Source organism: Thalassospira sp. MCCC 1A02898, assembly GCF_001618185.1.
Taxonomy (GTDB): Bacteria; Pseudomonadota; Alphaproteobacteria; order Rhodospirillales; family Thalassospiraceae; genus Thalassospira; species Thalassospira tepidiphila.
This window is the reverse complement of the sequence record NZ_LPXK01000007.1, coordinates 32,252-52,817: the sequence shown is the minus strand read 5'-3', so window position 1 is coordinate 52,817 and position 20,566 is coordinate 32,252. Positions and strand designations below refer to the sequence as shown.

Genomic DNA, 20,566 nt, shown 5'->3' with positions numbered 1-20,566 from the left:
GTGTTCGCCTTTCAAAAAAGTAACGTTAAATATCCCCAACATTCCTCAGCAACGTATGGGTTCGCTCCCCTCGTCTAGTTTCCACAACCTCTCTATCTCTTGAACTTCTTCAGCTTCCAACAAAGTGGTGCCAGTCTCACGTTCTAGCTTTTGGAGCTTAGAGTAAATTTCTTTTCTAGCAGACAATGTGAGAGGCCCGGGTCCAGTTGCCCCATTTCTCCGCTGCGGCCAGCGCCGATCCGGGTCATTACGGATCTGCAACAACCAACTGCGAAAGTCATAAAATGGAATCAGCTCAGAAAACCCAGCGCGAATAAGCCCTAAAGAGGATTTATCTTGTCGTACTACAGTGCAGGTCCAACAACCGAATCTACCTGATCCACATGGAGTGGGTTCAAGCGGCCTAACAATTGGACACTCACCCGATGCGCCCTTGTACAGTTCAGCCAATTCGTTTGCATTGATTGACGCAGGGGAAGACATTTCGCAAATCGCTTCCCAAACATCTTCAACCGAAAAGTCTAGAATTGGCAGAAACAGTCTATACTTATTTCCAGCCTCAGTCTGCTCCTGCCAAATATGATTTCCGTTGTTACTTAGGGACCGATCACGTTGAATACTCTCATTTCGGCGCAAACCAAGACAAACAATGGCATCTGCCTCTGCAGCTGATCCGATGAAATTCGATACAGGACCAATCCGCAACTTATTAGTACACCAGCGAAATTTGTTGGTCGGAGTGGGATATCCCCTGCCAATCACCTTAACAAAAAACCGATCTGAAACTGGTGCTTTCAGAAGATGGGTTTCGAAACTCACCCTTTCCCTCTGAAACTCTCGATTTAAGCTGGAGAATAGATTCTTGACATACCGATCAAGAATTGGATTTTCCACTCCAGTATCACAGTAAATGACATCAATTTTTGTCGGCTTTGTCTCACATGATAAATAAGCTGCGTAAATCACTTTCAATAATGCAGTTGAATCTTTACCTCCAGAAAACCCTATTATCCACCTTGATTTTGGGTTCTCACGGAATGCAGTAATAGTTTCAGCGACAGCAAGGTCAATCGTTTCAACCACCACTAAGTTCATCCATTTTAGAGATGAGCTTTTCACGATAAAAATTTTTGATCGTTCGCATTTGGTTATCGCTTATCTTCTTGTGCTCGGCCGTCACGTGATAAGACACGAAGAATGAACAGGCGAACAGAACACCGAACGCTAATGCATTCACATTAAAAAATACATTATCAACAAAAAATCCGCATACAATCGACAACAAACAAAAAATCAGCGTTAAAGCACGAAAATCCGCAACACTACTCCAAATATATCCATTAAAGTATGCGATTTTCGCCTGTATTTTTAAACTCTCATCATTATCCACAAAATTGTAAAAAATAGTCATAGCGTCTTTATTACTTAATTCTGGCGCACCAACACCATATATCTCCCTCATCTTATCCCTTATGTTTCCAGCGATGTCGCTCTGAAATGGTTTATTGGACCATTTACGTATCGGTAGAATTTGATAAACAAAAGCAATACATATAGCTGCTAAGGATTTATCGAGATCCCGCACGCTACTGGGAAACTCTATTTTGTAGAATCCGGTAGAATGGCCAAAAATAATTATAAACAATAAGCACATTACCCCAGGCGTGATTAGCCTCAGCATCTTCAAACTTTCGATGGACATATTTTCTCCTGCGTTACAGTGACTTAAGAAGCCAACGAAAAGCGAATTGCGTCTATACTAATTTGCCCCAACCAGCAAACGTCTATCAGCGGACAGTATTGATCAAGGTTCGCCTTTGAAATTTTAGTCCTGATCGCTATCTTTTTCAAAGAAACTGATTGGACATGATATGACCATCATCCGCCCGCCTGCTGTTGCCGGGACGTTTTATCCGGCCGATGCCGATATCTTGCGCAGCGAGATTGACGGGTTGATGGATGCGGCCTTGCATTCGGATGCTGTGCAGCGAGGGGACGTGTCGCCCAAGGCGATCATTGTGCCGCATGCGGGGTTGATGTTTTCCGGTGCGATTGCGGCCCTTGGCTTTGCCACCGTTCGGGCGCTGAAGGATACCATCAAACGCATTGTGATCATTGGCCCGGCGCATCGCATGGCGTTTCAGGGGATTGCGCTGGCGCGTGCCGATCAGTTTGCCACGCCGCTTGGCAATATGCGCTGTGACCTGCCGGCGCTGCAAAAGGCGTTGGCGTTGCCGCATGTTCAGATGCTGGATGACGCACACACACTTGAGCATGGACTTGAGATCGAATTGCCGTTTATCCAGCGCCTTTTTGGCGAGGATGCTGACATCGGCATTGTGCCGCTTCTGGTCAGCCGGTGCAGCCCGCGCCAGGTGCATGAAGTGATCGAGAAGCTTTGGGGTGGGCCGGAAACCCTGATCGTGATTTCATCGGATCTGTCGCATTTCCATGATTATGACACGGCCCAACGCATGGATAACCGCACGCGGACGATGATCGAGAATTTCGATGCCGAGAATATTGATAGCAGCGATGCCTGTGGCGCGTTACCGGTTGCCGGGATGCTGATCGCAGCGCGCAATCGCGGCATGAAGATCAAGACCCTTGGCATGCGCAATTCCGGCGATGTGACGGGCGATAAGTCGCGCGTGGTCGGCTATGGTGCCTGGGCGGTTTATGACGCGAAGGCCGAGAATATGCAGGGCGACGGCGGGGATGACTTTACCAAGGCGACCGAACATCTGATCAAGACGCATGGGGCGGAGATGCTGGGCCTGTGTCGGCAATCGATCCTGCATGGGATCGAGACCGGGGCACCGTTGCAGGTTTCCCCCAATGAGTTTGGCCCGGAGCTTTCGGCACCGGGGGCGTGTTTTGTGACGCTCAAGAAAGCCGGGCAGTTGCGGGGCTGTATCGGGTCGATCATGGCCCATGCGCCGCTTGCCACCGATCTGTGCGAAAATGCGTTCAAGGCAGCCTTTCGCGATCCGCGCTTTGCCGGGCTCGGCCGCGATGAGATCAATGATGATCTGGAGCTTTCGATTTCGGTCCTGTCGCCACCGACGCCGTTCCCGTTTGACAGCGAGGCCGATTTGATCAGCAAACTGACACCGTTCGAGGACGGGATTATTTTGTCTGATGGCAACCGTCGGGGCTTGTTCCTGCCGCAAGTTTGGGATCAGTTGCCCGACCCGAAAGATTTTCTGGCACAGCTTAAGCGCAAGGCGGGACTTCCGATGGATCACTGGTCGGCCAATATGCGGGCCGAGCGGTTTATCGCACGCGGGATATCGTCACGCGATATCCAGGCAAGCGGGTTCTGGTTCGCCCGCTGAGAGGTCTTTGACAGCCACGGAAAAGCGGAATTTTGATTTCGCCACCGCGCCAAGGCGTTCATAAAACCGGATGGCGCCCGTGTTCCAATCGGGTGTTTGCCATTCCATCCAGCCAAGGTCATGATCGGCGGCATAGCGCGCAGCAGCCTTCATCAGCAGGCCCCCGATTCCGTCCCCGCGGCACGTTGGTGCCAGATACAAACAATCCATATGCAGATAGTTCGCGGCGTTCCATGTCGAGAACTCGCGCGCGGCAGACAGATAGCCGATCATGTCACCCGCCCGATCGGCAACGAGGATAAGGGCCCGCACAGCATCGCCAAAGATATGTTTTGGCAATGCGGAACGCAGATTTTCCCGGTCAACGGTTGCGCGTTCATAGGCCGCATGATCGGCGATCAGATTGATCAGCGCATCAAGATCGCCGGGCTGAACCGGCCTTATGACAGTGTCGTGTGGCACGTGGTTTTACCTTTCCGTCCATCGGCACAATGGAATTACCCCGCCGGATGCGATCACCGGCGGGGCATCATCATCAATCCTTGCCGGTCACAAGGCTGAAGCCTTCATCGATCCAGCCCGTGATGCCGCCGATCATCAGCTTGACCGGAAGACCAAGCGCCGAAAGGCGACAGGCCGCCTTGTTAGCACCATTGCAATGCGGACCGGCGCAATAAACAACAAAGGTCTTGCCGGTCGGGTATTCCGCCATGCGGCGTTCGGTCATCTTGCCATGCGGCAGGTTCAAGGCACCTTCGATATGGCCGCTTTCATAAAGGGCGGGCGAGCGCACATCGAGGAGAATGAAATCATCCGCACCGGCCTGAAGCGATGCATGGGTATCCCAGCAATCGGTTTCAAACGCCAACAAGGCGTCGAAATGCGCACGGGCAATGTGGGACGGGGCTGGCGGGACTTCATTAATGTAGCTGGTCATGTTTCGATCTCCATCAAATTGATGACGCCGATATTAGGCCTTGCCCCATTTTGCAAAAGTGACCAAAATGCCATTATTCAGTAATTTTTCGCCAAAGTGACCACGAATGCCCCAAAGCCCCCAACATGCCGATACCCAGCCGCACGAACCCAATCATCATGTGGTTGTTCTGGCCTATGACGGGCTTTGCACATTTGAGTTCGGCATCGCGCTTGAGATCTTTTCCCTGCCGCGACCGGAATTTGATTTCCCGTGGTATCGGTGCTCCATTGCCGGGGTTGATCCGCATATTCGGGCCATGGGGGGCTTTTCTGTCGCGGTTGATGCCGGGATGGAGCTTTTGGATGAGGCGGACACCATCATCATTCCGGGCTGGCGCGGCGCGGATGCGGTGCCCGAACCGGCATTGCGCGACGCCATTTTAAAGGCACATGCACGCGGATGCCGGATCGTCACGATTTGTTCGGGGGTGTTTGTTCTGGCCCATGCCGGGATTCTGCAAAATGGCCGGGCGACGACGCACTGGCGCTATATCGATAAATTCCGCGCGATGTTCCCGGAAACCGAAATTGTCGATGATGTGCTTTATGTTGATCACGACAACATCATTACCTCTGCGGGCAGCAGTGCGGGGATTGATGCCTGCCTGCATGTTATCCGATCCGACCATGGCGCGCAGGTGACCAATACCGTGGCCAGACGGCTTGTCATGCCACCCCATCGCGATGGCGGCCAGGCGCAATATGTCGAGGCCCCTATTCAGGAACGCCCGGGCAAATCGATTGCGGCCGTTCTCGATTGGGCGCGGGAGAACCTTGATCAGCCGATTGAAATCAATGACCTTTCACGGCAATCGGGTTTGAGCCAGCGCACTTTCCTGCGCCGGTTCCGCGATGGCACCGGCCTGTCGCCACTGAAATGGTTGCGCCGGGAACGCATCATCCGGTCGATGAAACTGCTTGAGGAAACCGACCTTGCGCTGGTCGACATTGCAGAACAATGCGGGTTTCAATCGCTTGAGACATTTCGCATCGCCTTTCGCGATATCGCCGGAACGCCACCGGCAAGCTATCGCAACCGTTTCAAGCTGCGACAATCGGCTTGATCGTAACATCATAAAAAGAAGGGTCGCTGCCCCGCCTGAAACGTAAAGCAGGCCTTGCAATGGATCACACGTCCCCACATATGCGCGCAAAGCGGTTTGTCCCGTGTGGGGCTTTATCGAAAAACATCCGCCCGCACGGCTTTTGGAACCAACAGGATTAAAGATGATGGCAAGCAGCACACAGATTGACACACGCTACGCCGACTTCATTCACGAAGTCGCCGAATGGGAAGGCGTTTGGGCGCTTTATCATAATGGCTGGTTGCTGCAAACAACCGCGAGTGGCGAGAAATACTGTCCGATCTTTGCCACCCGCGAAGAGGCACAAAGCTTTGCCGCCAGCATCCAGAGCGACCATGTCCCAAGTGCGATCACGCTGGTTGAACTGACCGAAAGCGTGATGATGCAATGGCGCGCCGAAGAGGTCATGGCCGGCATCTGCCCGACCCCGGCCAAACCCGCCATCGTCGTCACCCTTGATCAGCTGAGCGATGATATTATGGCAGCGCTCAAGGACGTCATGGACGAACGGTTTGGCACGCAAAGCTGAAAACAGGTACGCGTTACAAGGCCGGACTGGACGTTAGGGGCAAAATTCCCTATTCCCGTGGGATAGTTGATTTTATCCCTTGAAACGAGATTGCCATGACCGTTGCCCTGCCCGCCAATGCCGATGCCCTTGAAAACGGCCTGATTGAAATTGCCCGCAAGGCAGGTGCTGCGATGATGGCAATCTATCACACCGATTTCGAAGTCCGGTCCAAGGATGATGCCAGCCCGGTGACCGAGGCCGATGAGGCGGCAGAGGCTGTGATCCTGCCAGGCCTTCGGGCCCTGACCCCCGATATCAAAATCGTGTCCGAGGAAAGTGCCGCCAAGGGCGATGTGCCCGATGTGAACGGGGATACTGATTTCTTCTGGCTGGTTGATCCGCTGGACGGCACCAAGGAATTCATCAAACGCAATGGCGAGTTCACCGTCAATGTCGCCCTGATTGCCAAGGGAAAACCGGTTCTGGGCGTGGTTTATGCCCCGGCAATCGACAAGCTTTATTACGGTGGCCCGGATGGTGCGAAACTGATCGAAGGCGACGTTGCCCCCAAAATCACCGCGATTTCGGTCCGCGACATGCCCGAAGACGGCGTGGTTGTGGTTGGATCACGATCGCACGGCGATCCGGAGGCGATGAAGGCCTTTCTGGGTGATCTTGCCGTCAAGGAACTGCGCCCGGCGGGAAGCTCGCTCAAGCTTTGTCTGGTTGCGGCGGGTGAAGCCGATCTTTATCCCCGCCTTGGCCCGACCATGGAATGGGACATCGGGGCCGGTCATGCGGTTCTGCTTGCGGCCGGCGGTGTGGTTGAAAATATGGACGGATCAGGATTCGTTTATGGCAAGGCCGATTTCCGCAACCCGTTCTTCATCGCACGCAGCCCATCGGTGCCGGTCAAATACAAGAACTGATCCTTCGCAAAGCGGGATCGAAAGCGAATTACAAAGCCGCATCAAAAGCTTGCCGATCCCGCGCTGCAATACCGATCAGACCGGCATTTTTCGGGAAAGTTTGAAACTGCTCCACCCCGCAGTTTTCTTGACTTTCAGGACGCTTTGCGCTATCCATTCCTTATCGCCACACAGAGTGTAGGTGACGTAAATAGCCGCCGGAATCACGGCGACGCGGTCCGATTTCACCACCGCGGGGCGAAACCGGGCTAGAGCGTAAATTGGAGCCGCCATTTTCATGGCGGCTCTGCGCTTTTTGGGGTGGTGTTTAATTGCCGAAGCCCCGTAGCTAGCTCTGACGGCGCAGCATCAAAAGCCCGATAGACAGCCCCGCAGCACCCAACACCAAAACAGGCAAGGCCCAGCTTCCGACCATCACCAGAAGCGATGTCCCCGCCGACGGACCGACAATTGCGCCCAGCGTATAGCTTTGCGAGACAATCACCAGCACGCCGACCTGATATCCCTGCCCGCGCCCGCTGGCGGCAATCAGGACAGCCGCGGTGTAAAGCCCGGCGACAGCAACCCCCAAAATGAACTGGATGGACGCGGCGATCACGCCATATCCGGCCACTGCCATTGGCACAGCACCGATCAAAAGCAGCCCGAAACACAGAGAGGCCAGTTTGGTTGGGCCTGCCTTGTCGGAGATATAGCCCACCAGCGGCTGACAAACGGTTCCACCAAAGACAAATACCGCCGCCATCCACAAACCGGCGTCGGCAAGCCCGGTATCGCGTTGGGCCTGAAGCGGTAAAACCGACAAAAAGCAGATTTCAACGAAGCCTGCGACCAGGGCGATGACCACCAGATCCCAGTTATCCATCCAGCGCCGCAATGCGGCCCCGGCCCCCTTGCCTGTGGACGCCATTTCGATGGTCGGCAGGAAAAACGCACATGCAAGCGCAATCACGCCTGCCAACACCGCCAGACCTGACATGGCAAAGGCATCATCACCCAACCAGCCAATCAGGATGGGGCCAAGAACAATCCCCAGCCCCATCAGGGTTTCGTGAAAACCGACAACACGACCGACCTTGTCGCGGGGTGCCAGTTGCACAATCAGCCCGTCACAGATTACCCAGCGCAGGATCAGGCCGACACCGGCAAACAGTGTTGCCGGCAGAACCCAAACCGATTGCGGCGCATACATCACAACCGCAATCAAAAGACAGAAGGACGCGCTGCTGATTAAAAGCGGGATCGCGGGATGGGTTTTGCGCAGGATGGCGGCAACAAAAAATCCGCCAACCAGATCGGCAATCCAGTACAGCGACAGCATCATGCCGCCATGTTGTTCGCCCAGCCCCGCATTGGTCAGCGCCAGCGGCAACAAGGTATCAATCACCCCGATCTGGATCACTTGCGACACAAAGGAGGCAAGATTGACCAAGGCCAGCGACATCGCCGTTGCAGGCGGGATTGATGTTGATTTTAAAAACAGTCTGGCTGGCATGAAAGGCCCTCCTTGCGATGCATGGCACCGTTCGGGGACCTGACACGGGTGTCTGGCGACAGGTCGAAAATCGGATTTGCAGGCCTTGACACTCACCAAGTGCGAACCGCGTTTTTGTCGCAGTTCTTCCTGTCGGTGGCCACGTTAATTCGAAGCAGCGGACCTTTCAATCCACATTCGCGCAATTTGCGGTTGTCGATGTTGCAGCTTGTCATTCGGGGTCATCATCGCTAGGTATCTCATAGCGCTATATTTTTCATGGAATGCTTGATGTCCCCGGCTTTGACCATCCGTCCCTATTCCGAAGGTGCCCTTAGTCAGGCGGCAGCGAAGCTGCGCGCCGGTGAGCTGGTGGCCTTTCCGACCGAGACGGTTTACGGGCTTGGGGCGGATGCAACCAATGCCGATGCGGTGGCTGGGATTTATGCCGCCAAAAAACGGCCAAGCTTTAATCCGCTGATCAGCCATTTTCCCGACCGAGATGCGGCGGCCAAGCATGCGGTGTTTGATGCGCGGGCCGACAAGCTGGCCTCGGCATTTTGGCCGGGTGCGTTGACACTTGTGTTGCCGCGCCAAGCCGATAGTGATGTTTGTGATCTGGTGACAGCCGGTCTTCCCAGCATTGCCGTTCGGGTGCCGGCCCATCCGATGGCGCGCGAATTGTTGCGCGCGGTGGGCCGCCCTGTCGCCGCCCCATCCGCCAACCGGTCTGGCAAGATCAGCCCGACCACTGCCGCCCATGTCGCGCAGTCGCTGGGTAATGCGATTGGTATGATCCTCGATGGCGGGCCATGTGGTGTCGGGCTTGAAAGCACGGTGATTGATCTGACCACGGATCGGGTGGTGATGCTGCGCCCCGGCGGGGTGACAGCCGATCAGGTTTCGGAACTGCTGGGTACGGATGTTGTCATGGCGGAAAGCGATGATACCGCACCCAAAAGCCCCGGCATGATGACCAGCCATTATGCGCCGGGTCTTCCCGTGCGGCTTGACGCTACCACCGCCGATCCAGCGAAATACGGACATGAGGTCCTGCTCGGCTTTGGCGATTGCAATACCAAGGGATTTGATGCGGTGTTGTGGCTCTCGAAATCGGGCAATGATATCGAGGCCGCCGCCAATCTTTTTGCCAAGCTACATGAAGCCGATCAGAGCCACTTTGCCGGGATTGCGATTGCACCGATCCCGGATCTTGGATTGGGCATTGCGATCAATGACCGCCTGAAACGCGCGAGCGCCCCGCGCGCGCCGCATGATGCCAAGTAAAGGAACAGCGCCATGTCGTTCCTGCCAGAAGCCGCACTTGATGAATTAAAGGACCTGCTGGGACCCAAAGGTTTCAGCATGGAAAGCGACATTCTGGCCACCCACAATGCAGAGGCACGCGGCAAGTTTGAAGGCCATGCCGAGATCATCCTGTTTCCCGCCAGCACCGAGGAAGTCGCCAAGGCGGTTGCCATTTGTGCAGCACATGACATCGCGATTGTCCCGCAGGGTGGCAATACCGGACGGTGCGGCGGTGCGGTTGCCGATCATAAGCAGGTCCTGATCAACCTCAAACGCATGAACCGCGTCATCGAGATTGACGAGCGTGATTTTACCGCAACTGTCGAGGCCGGTGCGATCCTGCAAAACATTCAGGAAGCCGCCGAGGAGCAGGATTTGCTTTTCCCGCTGTCACTCGGCGCCGAGGGCACATGCCAGATTGGTGGCAACCTTGCGACCAATGCCGGTGGGTTGAACGTTATTCGATACGGCAATGCGCGTGATCTTTGCCTTGGGCTTGAGGTCGTGTTGCCCGATGGCACGGTTTGGAATGGGTTATCCAAGCTTCGCAAGGACAATACCGGTTATGACCTGCGCGATCTGTTTATCGGCGCGGAAGGTACGCTTGGCATCATTACTAAGGCGACGCTAAAGCTTTTTGCGCAGCCAAAACACATCGCCACCGCCTGGATTGCCGTGCCGTCGCCGGAATGTGCGATTGACTTGCTTGCACTTGCGCGCCGCCATACCGGAGATGCGATTGCGGCGTTTGAGCTGATCAGCAGTTTTGCCCATGATCTGTCGGTGACCTATCTTAAGGGCCTGACGCGGCCGCTTGCGACCAAGACGAACTGGCATGTCTTGATCGAGCTGACCTCGTCGCGCCCGAAGGATGACCTGGAAACACTTCTGGTCGATCTGTTGGCGCAGGCGGTGGAGATCGGGCTTGCCACGGATGCGACCCTTGCCCAGTCCGAGGCACAGCGTAAAAACCTGTGGGCGATCCGCGAAGGCATCCCCGAGGCGCAAGGCTATGAAGGCGGATCGATCAAGCATGATGTGTCGGTGCCGGTTTCAAAGGTTGCCGAGCTTTTGAAACGCGGCATGGCGAGTGCGGATGCGCTGATACCCGGCATTCGCCCCTGCCCGTTTGGCCATGTGGGTGATGGCAATATCCATTTCAACTTCACCCAGCCCGCCACCATGGACAAGCAAGCCTATCTTGCGCAGTGGGAAAGCCTGAACAGCGTCATTCACGACATTGTTGCCGAGCTCGGCGGATCGATCAGTGCCGAACACGGCATCGGGCAGCTAAAACGCGACGAGCTTGCGCATTATGCCAGTGTGGAAAAACTGAAGTTGCTGCATGCGATCAAGGCAGCAATTGATCCAGATGGCAGGCTTAATCCGGGCAAGGTTGTATAATCGCCGCTGCCGCCGCCGCCTTAAAGATGGAAGATCGCCCCATGTTCTCTGTCGAGACCTATGCCCCGCTTGATCACGCCAAACCGATTGCTGAAAATGTCTGGATCTTTGATGGTCCGGTTATCGGGTTTCAGTATGCCGGGCTTAAACTGCCCTTCCCGACCCGGATGACGGTTATCCGCCTTCAAAGCGGTAAACTGTTTGTCCATTCGCCGATACGGCTCAATGAAACGCTTAAGGCCGAGGTCGATGCGCTGGGTGAGGTTGCCTATCTGATTGCGCCCAACACCATCCATTATGCCGGTGTGCCCGATTGGCAAAAGGCCTATCCGGATGCAAAGGCGTTCTGTGCGCCCGGTGTGATCAAGCGCGCCAAATCGGTTGGGATCGCGGTTGCGTTTGATGCGGAACTTGCCGATACGCCGGAGTCTGAGTGGGCCGATGAGATCGAACAGGTTCTGGTGCGCGGCAGTTATTTGAACGAGGCGGTGTTTTTCCATCCCGCGTCCAAAACCCTGATCCTGACCGACCTGATCGAAAACTTCGAAGCACCTAAAATCAAAAGCCCGGTCTGGCGGTTTATGGTCAGGCTGTTTGGCACCATGGACCCGCATGGCAGCACACCACGTGATATGCGCCTGACCTTTGCCGGCTATAAGGACAGCGTGCGCAAAGCCGTCCACACCATGATTGACTGGAAGCCCGACTATGTGGTTCTGGCGCATGGGCGCTGTTACGACACCAATGCCGTGGCGGAACTTAAGCGCGCCTTTTCCTGGGTTCTGAAGTAACCGAAGTCTGATTTTACTGCCGAAGGGCCATAATCCCCGCCCCGACAATCAGGACAATACCGACGAGCGACAAGGCATCAGGGGTTTCGGCAAAGAAGACCACACCCCAGACAAACGAAAACCCGACATAGGCAAAATCAAACGTGCCGATCATGGCGGGCGGGCCATTTTGATAGGCAATGGCTGCCCCGATGCTGCCAATCAGGATGGAGGCCGCAAGGATCGCCATGGTGCCCAGGCCGGTTAAGGTCATGGTGCTCCAGGGGGCAAGAAGGAAGCCATCGCGCATGTCATCAGACAGCAGGCTGATCACCAGCGCAGCAATGGCCCCGACCGCGACAAAGGCGATGTTCAGCGCAAGCGAGAGCTTGATCGGATGTTCGTCCCGGCATTTGGTGCGGGTCAAGATCATCGCCACCGCATACAGCATGGCCGCGAACAGCGGCAACAATGCATAACCATTAAAGTTTCCCGCATCCGGACGCAGAATAAACAACACGCCCACAAAGCCGATTATGACGGCAAGCCAGCCTGTTTTACTGATTTTGGTTCGGGTCGTGATGGCGCTAAACAGCGTGATGAAAATCGGCAAGGTATAATAGGTTGCCGCCGCCACAGACAGGGTCAGATGTGGCAGCGACAGATAATAGCAAACCCACATCACCACCAGTAAAAGGCTGCGCAACGTGGTCCAGCCAAAAGCATGGCCAAGACGCAAGGCCGACGGGGCACGAATGGCCAGATAGCCCACCAGAAAGGGAATGGCGATTGCCGATCTGACGACGAATATTTGCCAGATGACGAACTGGCTGCTCGATTGCTTGATCAGCGCATCACCCAGCGACAGGGCGAAGACGGTAAAAATGATCGTTCCGACAGCCAGTGGGACACGATCACGGTGCGGGGTGGTGGCGTTGGCAGTCGCTTTCATAACATCCTGCGTGGTGACGCATGGTGGCGCGTGCAAAGCGGTTAAAATGACTCTAACACCATTGCGCGACAAAGATGAACCCCGGAGGTTGCGCAGAAAGTGAGATATAAAAAAGGCGCCCCGGTTGGGACGCCCTTTAACGTAATTAGGCGGCAAGGATTACTCGGCCGGGCCTGCCCACGGGGTCATGGCATTGAGTTTGTCCTGGCGGCGTTCGTCGCCGGACTTGCCCCAGTCACCACCGAAGGCGGCTTCTTCCCATGAGCCGTAGCTCGGGTTCGGGAGCATGAACCAGCGTTCGCCCCAGTAATTGCCGTATTTTTCCATGACTTCGAGACGCTCAGAAATCGAACCATCAATTTCGTCGGTGAAGTCACCGAAATTGTCACCAAACTGCATGATCACACGGTAGTCTTCGGCCACAGCCGCCCGGCGCGGGGTCTTGTTCGAACCCCATTCTTCGACTTCGCCCCGCAGCATGACATGCTTTTCATCCGCATAGGGGAAGCCATATTTCTTGAGGTTTTCGATGGTGGGTTCTTCTTCCGGGGCCTTGCGGTTCGAGACATAGAAGACTTCCACACCGCGTGCAGCGGCCGCCTTGGTGAATTCCAGCGCACCCGGGGTCGGGGTGGAAATCATGTCATGCACAAAGGCCGCCCAGGTTTTGGAGCTGTAATGGGTTTTGTCGGTGACAACCCATGCCTGATAGGCGGAGTTATCCAGAACCGTTTCATCAACGTCGAGGATAACTGCCGGCGGCTTGGTCATATAGTTGCCGTCCTGCTCCAGCGCTGCGGTCCAGCTGTGATCGCCAATGGCGGCATCAAGCAAACGGGTGGCACCGGCATAGACCGACATGGCGGTCGTTTTGTATTCGACCGAGGTCTGCAGCCACAGCGTGCCGTTCAGGCCGTCATTCTGTTCCGGCTCTGCCTGTGCGCCGAACGCGCAAAGCGCACTGGTCGCAACAATGGCAGCAACGCCAAATGATTTTGCGATAAAGGTCATGTGTAGTCTCCCTGTTGATTTCCCGACGCATTGCGTCTGACCATGCAGTCAGGATTTCATAACCATGCCACCGCAGTGCGATAAAGAAAAAGCCTTTTTCCAAAATCAATTGGAAAAAGGCTTTTGCAATCGGTTTAACAAAACCGCCAACGCCTTGGCGTACACTGTGTTTCAGGCGGTTGGGCGCTTTTCAAACGTGGCGAACCCGTCTTCAAGGGCCGGTTCTTCGTGAATGCGATCAACACGCGCATGGGTCGGGCCATCGTGGCAGGCGGTGATCATGGATTGCACCACCTTGGCCGGGCCACAAAACACCGCCTCGACCGAGCCATCATTGCGATTGCGCACCCAGCCGGTCAGATCGCGTTTGCGGGCTTCTTCGACGGTCCAGGCGCGATACCACACACCCTGCACCCGGCCTTCGATCCGGGCGTGGACGGCGATGTTACCATCCCCCGTTGACGGGTCGGGGCTTGTATCGGTCATGATCGGGCCTCCTCCCTTGTCGATGGTTTTATCCCGGGCTTATTTCGCGCCGGGGATTTTGGCATGGAGATGGGCGGTGTCCTGAAACTTCTGTTTCTGTTCATCAGACGCCGGCGCCTGATGGTTATCCTTCCAGACGTCATAGGTCATGCCATAGACGACTTCGCGCGCCCCATCATAATCCATGGCAACACTGCGTTCGCGGGCAGCTGCCAGATACCATTTGGCGAGGCAGTTGCGGCAGAACCCGGCAAGGTTCATCAGATCGATATTCTGAACATCCTTGCGATCTTGGAGGTGCGTGACCAGCCCACGAAAGGCAGCGGCTTCGAGTTCGAGCTTGGTTTGCGGATCAAGATCGGCCGCCGGGCCGTTGGCCAAGACGGCCTCGGTGGACATTTCAGAACCGGCGCAATCAGACATGTTCCATACTCCCGCTGGTCTTTTGGTTTTCGAGTTTCTCGATAATCCCGGGCACATGGGCAATGCTTTCGGCCGTGATGACCTTGTCATTGTCGATCTCTGTCTGATCGACCATTTCATGGACCCAAGTGATTTCATAGGGAATGTGGATCGCGGTCGCCCCGCACGCAAGGACCGGCAGAATATCGGATTTCATCGAATTGCCGATCATGATCGCTTCCTCGGGATCAACGCCATAGCGGCCAAAGATGTTGCGATAGGTCAGCGGATCCTTTTCCGAGACAATCTCGATCCCGTCAAACAGGTCCTCGAACCCTGAGCGATCAATCTTGAGCTGCTGGGCGATCAGATCGCCCTTGGTGATCAGGACCACCTTGTAATTCGGGTGCTTGGCATATTGCTTGAGCACTTCCTCGGCCCCGTCAATGATCCGGGTGGGCGCACGCAGCATGGATTTGCCGGTTTCGGCCAGTTTGTGGATGTCTTCGGCGCTGATTTTACGATCAGACAATTCGATCGCCGTTTCAATCATCGACAGGGTAAAGCCCGTCACGCCATAGCCATAGATGGAAAGGTTGGCCAACTCGGCCTGATAGAGACGATCATCAACCAGCTCGGGATCAACATAATGTCCCAGCATTTCGCGAAGCTGCACATGGGCTTGGCGGAAAAGTGGCTCGTTGTGCCACAGGGTATCGTCGCCATCAAAAGCAATCAGCTTGTACATTCTTAAGCCTCGTTTCTTGTTATTGGATGGCCGCAGGCACGTTCAATGCGTTGGCAGTCAACCTCGATGTTCACAGGGTATTACGGCCTCAATTCACGACCATATGGCAGTGCAAACGCCCCGTAAAGCCCCGTTATCTGTATTTAATATGCGTGAAACGGATCGGAAAGGCCTTGAAAACACAAGTGTTTGAACAGGTTAGGGTTCAGACCCAAAAAAGGCGCCATCCGAAAACCCGGACAGCGCCTTGATCAAGCATCACCCCAGAGGGATCGGGTGGCTTATTCGTCTTTTTCGAACTCGATGATGATGGCGTCGACCGAGAGGTTTGCGCCCTGTTCGGCGTGGATCTTTTTGACCACGCCTTTGCTTTCGCACTTCAGGACGTTTTCCATTTTCATGGCTTCAAGGATGCAAAGCTCCTCGCCCGGCTGGACGGTCTGGCCTTCCTCGACCGAGACCTTGACGAGCAAGCCCGGCATTGGCGAGAGCAGGAAGTTCGACATATCCGGCGGAGCCTTGAACGGCATCAGTTTTTGCAATTCCGCGACGCGTGGCAGCATCACCTTGAAGTGGCGCTGAATGCCGTTGGCGGCAAGTTTGTAGCCCACCCCTTCGATGTCGATCTGCACACAGACCGGGGCACCGTCGATTTCACCGACAAACAGCGGATCGCCGATTTTCCAATCCGAGACCACGCCATAGCTGCGGTCCCCGATGGCGACGATGTAATCGCCGTTAACACCATCGAACTCGATATCGAACGGGGTATGTTCATCGCCGCAAACCGCGACCCAGCTTTCGGCGATTTCAAGCGGATGGTCACTGACCTGACCGGTGATGCCGGCATTGCGTTCGGCGTGGCGTTGATTGATGTAGGCGGCAACCACGATCAGAGTTGCTGGATCGTCGTTGGGCAGATCATCTGCCGAGAAACCATCAGGATATTCTTCGGCGATGAAGTTGGTGGTGATGTTGCCATCCTGGAAGCGTTTGTTGGCCATGACGGCGGCCAGGAACGGGATGTTGTGCGAGATGCCACGGATGTAATAGGCATCAAGCGCGCGGCGCATTTCACCAATCGCCTGATCGCGATTTTCACCATAGGTGATCAGTTTCGCGACCATCGGGTCATAGAACATCGATATCTCGCCGCCTTCATAGACGCCGGTATCGACACGTACGGTGTCTGATTCCGCAGGCGGCTGATAGCGCACCAGACGCCCGGTGGACGGCAGGAATTCGCGGAAGGGATCCTCGGCATAGACGCGGGTTTCCATGGCCCAGCCGGTGAGTTTGACGTCATCCTGTTTGAGTGTGAGCTTCTCGCCATCGGCGATCTTGATCATCCATTCGACAAGGTCCTGACCGGTGACAAGTTCGGTCACCGGATGTTCGACCTGAAGACGGGTGTTCATTTCAAGGAAGTAGAAATTCTTGTCTTTATCAACGATGAATTCCACCGTACCGGCAGAGCAATAATCCACCGCGCGTGCCAGTGCCACAGCCTGTTCGCCCATGGCCTTGCGGGTGGCGGGATCGATAAAGGGTGACGGAGCTTCTTCGACGACCTTTTGGTGGCGACGCTGGATGGAGCATTCGCGTTCGCCGAGATAGATCGCATTGCCGTGCTTGTCGGCCAGCACCTGAATTTCAATGTGGCGCGGTTCTTCGACGAATTTTTCTACAAAGACACGGTCATCGCCAAAGGAGCTTGCGGCTTCTGACGTGGCACGTTCGAAGCCTTCGCGGCATTCGGCATCGTTGCGCGCAATACGCATGCCCTTGCCGCCGCCGCCAGCAGACGCCTTGAGCATCACCGGATAGCCGATATCGTTGGCGATCTTGATCGCCTCTGCGGTATCCTTGATCACGCCCATATAGCCCGGCACGGTCGAAACACCGGCGTCAGCCGCGATTTTCTTTGACGTGATCTTGTCGCCCATGGCGGCAATCGCACCATTCGGCGGGCCGATAAAGGCAATACCGGCGGCATCAAGCGCCTTGGCAAAAGCCTGATTTTCCGACAGGAAACCATAGCCCGGATGGACAGCCTCGGCCCCGGTGGATTTGCAGGCCTCAATAATGTTTTCGATAATCAGATAGGACTGATTAGACGGTGCCGGGCCGATGCGAACGGCTTCATCAGCCATCTGGACATGAAGGGCGGCCTTGTCGGCATCGGAATAGACCGCAACGGTTTTGATGCCGATTTTGCGGGCTGATTTGATCACACGGCAGGCGATTTCACCGCGGTTGGCAATCAGGATCTTGCTGAACATTTTTCTGTCTCCCAATTTGTCTTACAGCGGAATGTTGCCGTGTTTCTTTTCAGGGTTCTTGATGTCCTTGTTGCGCAGCATGCCAAGCGCCTTGCAGACGCGGCGGCGTGTGCCATGCGGCATTATGACATCATCAATGAACCCCTTGCGGCCCGCGACAAACGGGTTGGCGAATTTTTCGCGGTATTCTTCGGTGCGGGCTTCGATCTTTGCCGGATTATCCATATCCGCGCGGAAGATGATTTCCACCGCCCCCTTCGGCCCCATCACCGCGATTTCGGCGGTCGGCCAGGCATAGTTGACATCCCCACGCAGATGTTTTGATGACATCACGTCATAGGCGCCGCCATAGGCCTTACGGGTAATGACGGTGACCTTGGGCACGGTGGCCTCGGCATAGGCATAGAGCAGTTTCGCACCATGTTTGATGATGCCGCCATATTCCTGCGCGGTGCCCGGCATGAAGCCCGGCACATCGACAAAGGTAACAATCGGAATGTTGTAGGCATCGCAGAAGCGCACGAAGCGCGCGGCCTTTTTGGAGCTGTCGATATCAAGGCAACCGGCAAGCACCATCGGCTGGTTGGCAACCACACCAACCGTGCGGCCATCCATGCGTGCCATGCCGATAATGATGTTTTTGGCGTAGTCGGCCTGAATTTCAAAGAAGTCGCCCTCATCGACGATCTTGGTGATCAGTTCCTTCATGTCATAGGGCATGTTGGGGTTTTCTGGCACCAGGGTATCGAGCGAGAAGTCATCACGGTTGATCGGATCTTCGCAGAGACGCGCGGGCGGATCTTCCTTGTTGCACAGCGGCAGGAAGTCCATGAAGCGGCGCGTCTGAAGCAGCAGATCGACATCATTGTCAAAGGCGAGATCGGCCACACCGGAAACACTGGTGTGGGTCGATGCCCCGCCCAGCTGTTCATGGGTGACTTCCTCGTGGGTGACGGTTTTGACCACATCCGGACCGGTCACGAACATATAGGAGCTGTCCTTGACCATAAAAATAAAGTCGGTCATGGCCGGGCTATAGACCGCACCACCGGCACATGGCCCCATGATCAGCGAGATTTGCGGGATGACGCCGGATGCCTCGACATTGCGCTGGAAGACATCGGCATAGCCGGCCAGGCTTTCGACACCTTCCTGAATACGTGCCCCGCCCGAATCATTAAGCCCGATCACCGGTGCGCCAACCTTCATCGCCTGATCCATGATCTTGGCGATCTTGCGTGCATGGGCACCCGAAAGTGCGCCGCCGAAAACGGTGAAATCCTGAGAGAATACAAACACCAGGCGGCCGTTGATCGTGCCATGGCCGGTGACGACACCGTCGCCCGGAATGCGGTTTTCGGTCATGCCGAAATCGACGCAATCATGTTCGACAAACATGTCCCATTCTTCGAAGGAGCCTTCGTCAAGCAGCACATCAAGGCGTTCACGCGCGGTGAGCTTGCCCTTGGCATGCTGATTATCAATGCGGCGCTGGCCGCCGCCCATGGCAGCTTCGGCGCGCTTCGCTTCGAGTTTGGCGACAATATCCTGCATGTTGCGTTTTCCTTGCTGTGGTCGGCCTTCTGGCACTTTTCGGCCCGGTATGCGCGTCTGGAGAATGAAATAGCATTATTCGGTACTGGAATGCCAATTATTTTTACTGTTCTGACAGAGCTCCAGAATAGTCCCTAAACGCCTGATTTCCCTAACGTCATTTCGATATATCCGCGCAGGCTGAACTAAAGTCTAGAGCAGCATGTCCGCCCGACTTATCCGCCCGTCCCCGCCGCTGGATCATTTTGATGCGCAAGACGTTGGCATTATGGTGCACACTGCAATCGCCCCTGATCCGGGGCACCCAGACCACGTACACCAACATACCTTTATCGCCTTCGTCACCACAATCGATTGAGCCCATGTTTAAATTCAGCCCGCGCAATCCGGAAAAAACCGGCGACGACCGCCCTGCCAGCTCCTTATGGGGGTATGTCTGGCGGATGAGTGGCTGGCATCAGGTTGTGGTTTGCAGCCTTGCGGTGCTGGTGGCCGCCCTTGGCATTGCACCGATCGAGCTACAACGCCGGATTGTCGATAACGCCATCACGCCACAGGACTTTGATCTTTTGATCACGCTGGCCGCCCTTTATCTCGGCCTGATTGTCGTCCATGGCGGGATCAAGTTTGTGCTTCGGATTTACGAAGGGTGGCTCAGTGAAAGTGCGATCCAGTATAACCGCAAGCACTTAACGCGCCTGCACGCCCATAACGAGGCCGGCAGCCAGGATGAAAGCAACGGGCGTGCGGTTTCGATCATCGGGTCCGAGATTGAAAAGCTTGGCGGGTTTGTGGGCGATGGCCTGTCACAGCCGGTCGTCAATAGCGGCATGCTGATCTTTGGCCTTGGCTATATGATCAGTGTCGAGCCGATGATTGGACTTATTGGCGTGATCGCCCTGATCCCGCAGGTCGCACTCGTGCCGGTCATTCAGAAACGCATCAATGCACTTATTGAAGCACGGGTTGAGAAGATGCGTGATGTCAGTGACGAACTTTCGGAAATGTCGACCGACAAGGATGATGACGAACAGCTTCGCCCGATCAATAACGGCATCACCGCATTGTTTGATAATCGCATGCAGCTTTTCGTCTTGAAGTTCGGCATGAAGTCGCTGATCAACCTTTTGAATGCGCTGGCACCGATTTGCGTGCTGTTTGTTGGCGGTTACCTTGTGATCCAGGGCCAGACATCGGTTGGTATCATCGTGGCGTTTATTTCCGGCTTTGACCGGATGTCATCGCCGATGCGTGAATTGCTGTCCTATTACCGGGTGGCTGCACAGGCAGCGGTGCAGCACAAGATGATCGCGAAGTGGATGCAGTAGGCCTGC

21 protein-coding genes are annotated in these 20,566 nt (G+C 55.3%); 8 read left to right on the top strand and 13 right to left on the bottom strand.

Annotated features, from left to right (window positions below; translation table 11 throughout):
• Positions 1 to 45: 45 nt before the first annotated feature.
• Together AUQ41_RS05350 and AUQ41_RS05345 are read right to left on the bottom strand one after the other, a co-directional pair.
• The gene (locus AUQ41_RS05350) at positions 46 to 1,083 is read right to left on the bottom strand and encodes a phosphoadenosine phosphosulfate reductase family protein (protein WP_198155616.1); all 1,038 of its coding nucleotides are present in this window, start codon (positions 1,081 to 1,083) and stop codon (positions 46 to 48) included.
• A complete protein-coding gene (locus AUQ41_RS05345) occupies positions 1,076 to 1,702 on the bottom strand; it encodes a hypothetical protein (protein ID WP_063087071.1) in 627 nt (208 codons plus the stop codon). Before AUQ41_RS05345 ends, AUQ41_RS05350 begins: the two co-directional genes overlap by 8 nt.
• Before the next feature lie 169 nt (positions 1,703 to 1,871).
• On the opposite strand from AUQ41_RS05345, the gene amrB reads away from it, so the two are divergent.
• Complete coding sequence (gene amrB, locus AUQ41_RS05340; RefSeq protein WP_063087070.1) at positions 1,872 to 3,338, top strand: AmmeMemoRadiSam system protein B; 1,467 nt, start codon at positions 1,872 to 1,874, stop codon at positions 3,336 to 3,338.
• Here the strand turns inward: amrB and AUQ41_RS05335 are convergent.
• Positions 3,297 to 3,800 carry a GNAT family N-acetyltransferase gene (locus AUQ41_RS05335; RefSeq protein ID WP_063087069.1) on the bottom strand — a complete coding sequence of 168 codons (504 nt, stop codon included), beginning with the start codon at positions 3,798 to 3,800 and terminating at the stop codon, positions 3,297 to 3,299. The two genes, amrB and AUQ41_RS05335, sit on opposite strands and share 42 nt — an antisense overlap.
• A gap of 73 nt (positions 3,801 to 3,873) precedes the next feature.
• Positions 3,874 to 4,275: a rhodanese-like domain-containing protein gene (locus AUQ41_RS05330; protein WP_063087068.1), complete on the bottom strand. Its 402-nt coding sequence runs from the start codon at positions 4,273 to 4,275 to the stop codon at positions 3,874 to 3,876.
• 106 nt (positions 4,276 to 4,381) lie between these two features.
• Here AUQ41_RS05330 and ftrA point away from each other — a divergent pair, with 106 nt between their 5' ends.
• The 3 genes from ftrA (at position 4,382) to cysQ (ending at position 6,841) form a co-directional block, all read left to right on the top strand.
• Positions 4,382 to 5,380 carry a transcriptional regulator FtrA gene (gene ftrA / locus AUQ41_RS05325; RefSeq protein WP_063087067.1) on the top strand — a complete coding sequence of 333 codons (999 nt, stop codon included), beginning with the start codon at positions 4,382 to 4,384 and terminating at the stop codon, positions 5,378 to 5,380.
• Between the two features lie 166 nt (positions 5,381 to 5,546).
• Positions 5,547 to 5,930 (top strand): DUF2750 domain-containing protein, encoded by a 384-nt coding sequence (locus AUQ41_RS05320; RefSeq protein ID WP_168173399.1) that lies wholly within the window; start codon positions 5,547 to 5,549, stop codon positions 5,928 to 5,930.
• A 95-nt stretch (positions 5,931 to 6,025) separates the two neighbouring features.
• Positions 6,026 to 6,841, top strand: coding sequence for a 3'(2'),5'-bisphosphate nucleotidase CysQ (gene cysQ, locus AUQ41_RS05315; RefSeq protein ID WP_063087065.1), 816 nt, complete (start codon positions 6,026 to 6,028; stop codon positions 6,839 to 6,841).
• Positions 6,842 to 6,869: 28 nt separating this feature from the next.
• Here the strand turns inward: cysQ and AUQ41_RS21265 are convergent, their stop codons facing one another.
• Together AUQ41_RS21265 and AUQ41_RS05305 are read right to left on the bottom strand one after the other, a co-directional pair.
• The gene (locus AUQ41_RS21265) at positions 6,870 to 6,998 is read right to left on the bottom strand and encodes a hypothetical protein (protein ID WP_255356171.1); all 129 of its coding nucleotides are present in this window, start codon (positions 6,996 to 6,998) and stop codon (positions 6,870 to 6,872) included.
• Between the two features lie 171 nt (positions 6,999 to 7,169).
• Positions 7,170 to 8,336, bottom strand: a complete 1,167-nt coding sequence (locus AUQ41_RS05305; RefSeq protein ID WP_063087063.1) for an MFS transporter — start codon at positions 8,334 to 8,336, stop codon at positions 7,170 to 7,172.
• Between the two features lie 270 nt (positions 8,337 to 8,606).
• Between AUQ41_RS05305 and AUQ41_RS05300 the strand changes: the two genes are divergently transcribed.
• The 3 genes from AUQ41_RS05300 to AUQ41_RS05290 are packed head-to-tail and all read left to right on the top strand — an operon-like array spanning position 8,607 to position 11,818.
• Positions 8,607 to 9,602: an L-threonylcarbamoyladenylate synthase gene (locus AUQ41_RS05300; RefSeq protein ID WP_063087062.1), complete on the top strand. Its 996-nt coding sequence runs from the start codon at positions 8,607 to 8,609 to the stop codon at positions 9,600 to 9,602.
• Between the two features lie 12 nt (positions 9,603 to 9,614).
• The gene (locus AUQ41_RS05295) at positions 9,615 to 11,027 is read left to right on the top strand and encodes an FAD-binding oxidoreductase (RefSeq protein WP_063087061.1); all 1,413 of its coding nucleotides are present in this window, start codon (positions 9,615 to 9,617) and stop codon (positions 11,025 to 11,027) included.
• Between the two features lie 41 nt (positions 11,028 to 11,068).
• Positions 11,069 to 11,818: a DUF4336 domain-containing protein gene (locus AUQ41_RS05290; protein ID WP_063087091.1), complete on the top strand. Its 750-nt coding sequence runs from the start codon at positions 11,069 to 11,071 to the stop codon at positions 11,816 to 11,818.
• Between the two features lie 13 nt (positions 11,819 to 11,831).
• Here the strand turns inward: AUQ41_RS05290 and AUQ41_RS05285 are convergent, their stop codons facing one another.
• From AUQ41_RS05285 to AUQ41_RS05255, 7 genes are all read right to left on the bottom strand, one after another.
• Positions 11,832 to 12,749 carry a DMT family transporter gene (locus AUQ41_RS05285; protein ID WP_063087060.1) on the bottom strand — a complete coding sequence of 306 codons (918 nt, stop codon included), beginning with the start codon at positions 12,747 to 12,749 and terminating at the stop codon, positions 11,832 to 11,834.
• A gap of 159 nt (positions 12,750 to 12,908) precedes the next feature.
• Positions 12,909 to 13,760 (bottom strand): 5'-nucleotidase, lipoprotein e(P4) family, encoded by an 852-nt coding sequence (locus AUQ41_RS05280; RefSeq protein WP_063087059.1) that lies wholly within the window; start codon positions 13,758 to 13,760, stop codon positions 12,909 to 12,911.
• A gap of 171 nt (positions 13,761 to 13,931) precedes the next feature.
• Positions 13,932 to 14,246: an acylphosphatase gene (locus AUQ41_RS05275; protein WP_063087058.1), complete on the bottom strand. Its 315-nt coding sequence runs from the start codon at positions 14,244 to 14,246 to the stop codon at positions 13,932 to 13,934.
• 39 nt (positions 14,247 to 14,285) lie between these two features.
• Positions 14,286 to 14,669 carry a DUF1244 domain-containing protein gene (locus tag AUQ41_RS05270; protein ID WP_083952734.1) on the bottom strand — a complete coding sequence of 128 codons (384 nt, stop codon included), beginning with the start codon at positions 14,667 to 14,669 and terminating at the stop codon, positions 14,286 to 14,288.
• Positions 14,662 to 15,396 (bottom strand): HAD family hydrolase, encoded by a 735-nt coding sequence (locus tag AUQ41_RS05265; protein WP_063087057.1) that lies wholly within the window; start codon positions 15,394 to 15,396, stop codon positions 14,662 to 14,664. Before AUQ41_RS05265 ends, AUQ41_RS05270 begins: the two co-directional genes overlap by 8 nt.
• A 281-nt stretch (positions 15,397 to 15,677) precedes the next feature.
• Complete coding sequence (gene accC, locus AUQ41_RS05260; protein ID WP_063087056.1) at positions 15,678 to 17,678, bottom strand: acetyl-CoA carboxylase biotin carboxylase subunit; 2,001 nt, start codon at positions 17,676 to 17,678, stop codon at positions 15,678 to 15,680.
• 21 nt (positions 17,679 to 17,699) lie between these two features.
• Positions 17,700 to 19,232 (bottom strand): acyl-CoA carboxylase subunit beta, encoded by a 1,533-nt coding sequence (locus tag AUQ41_RS05255; protein WP_063087055.1) that lies wholly within the window; start codon positions 19,230 to 19,232, stop codon positions 17,700 to 17,702.
• A 362-nt stretch (positions 19,233 to 19,594) separates the two neighbouring features.
• Here AUQ41_RS05255 and AUQ41_RS05245 point away from each other — a divergent pair, with 362 nt between their 5' ends.
• A complete protein-coding gene (locus tag AUQ41_RS05245; protein WP_063087053.1) occupies positions 19,595 to 20,560 on the top strand; it encodes an ABC transporter ATP-binding protein in 966 nt (321 codons plus the stop codon).
• Positions 20,561 to 20,566 lie beyond the last annotated feature (6 nt).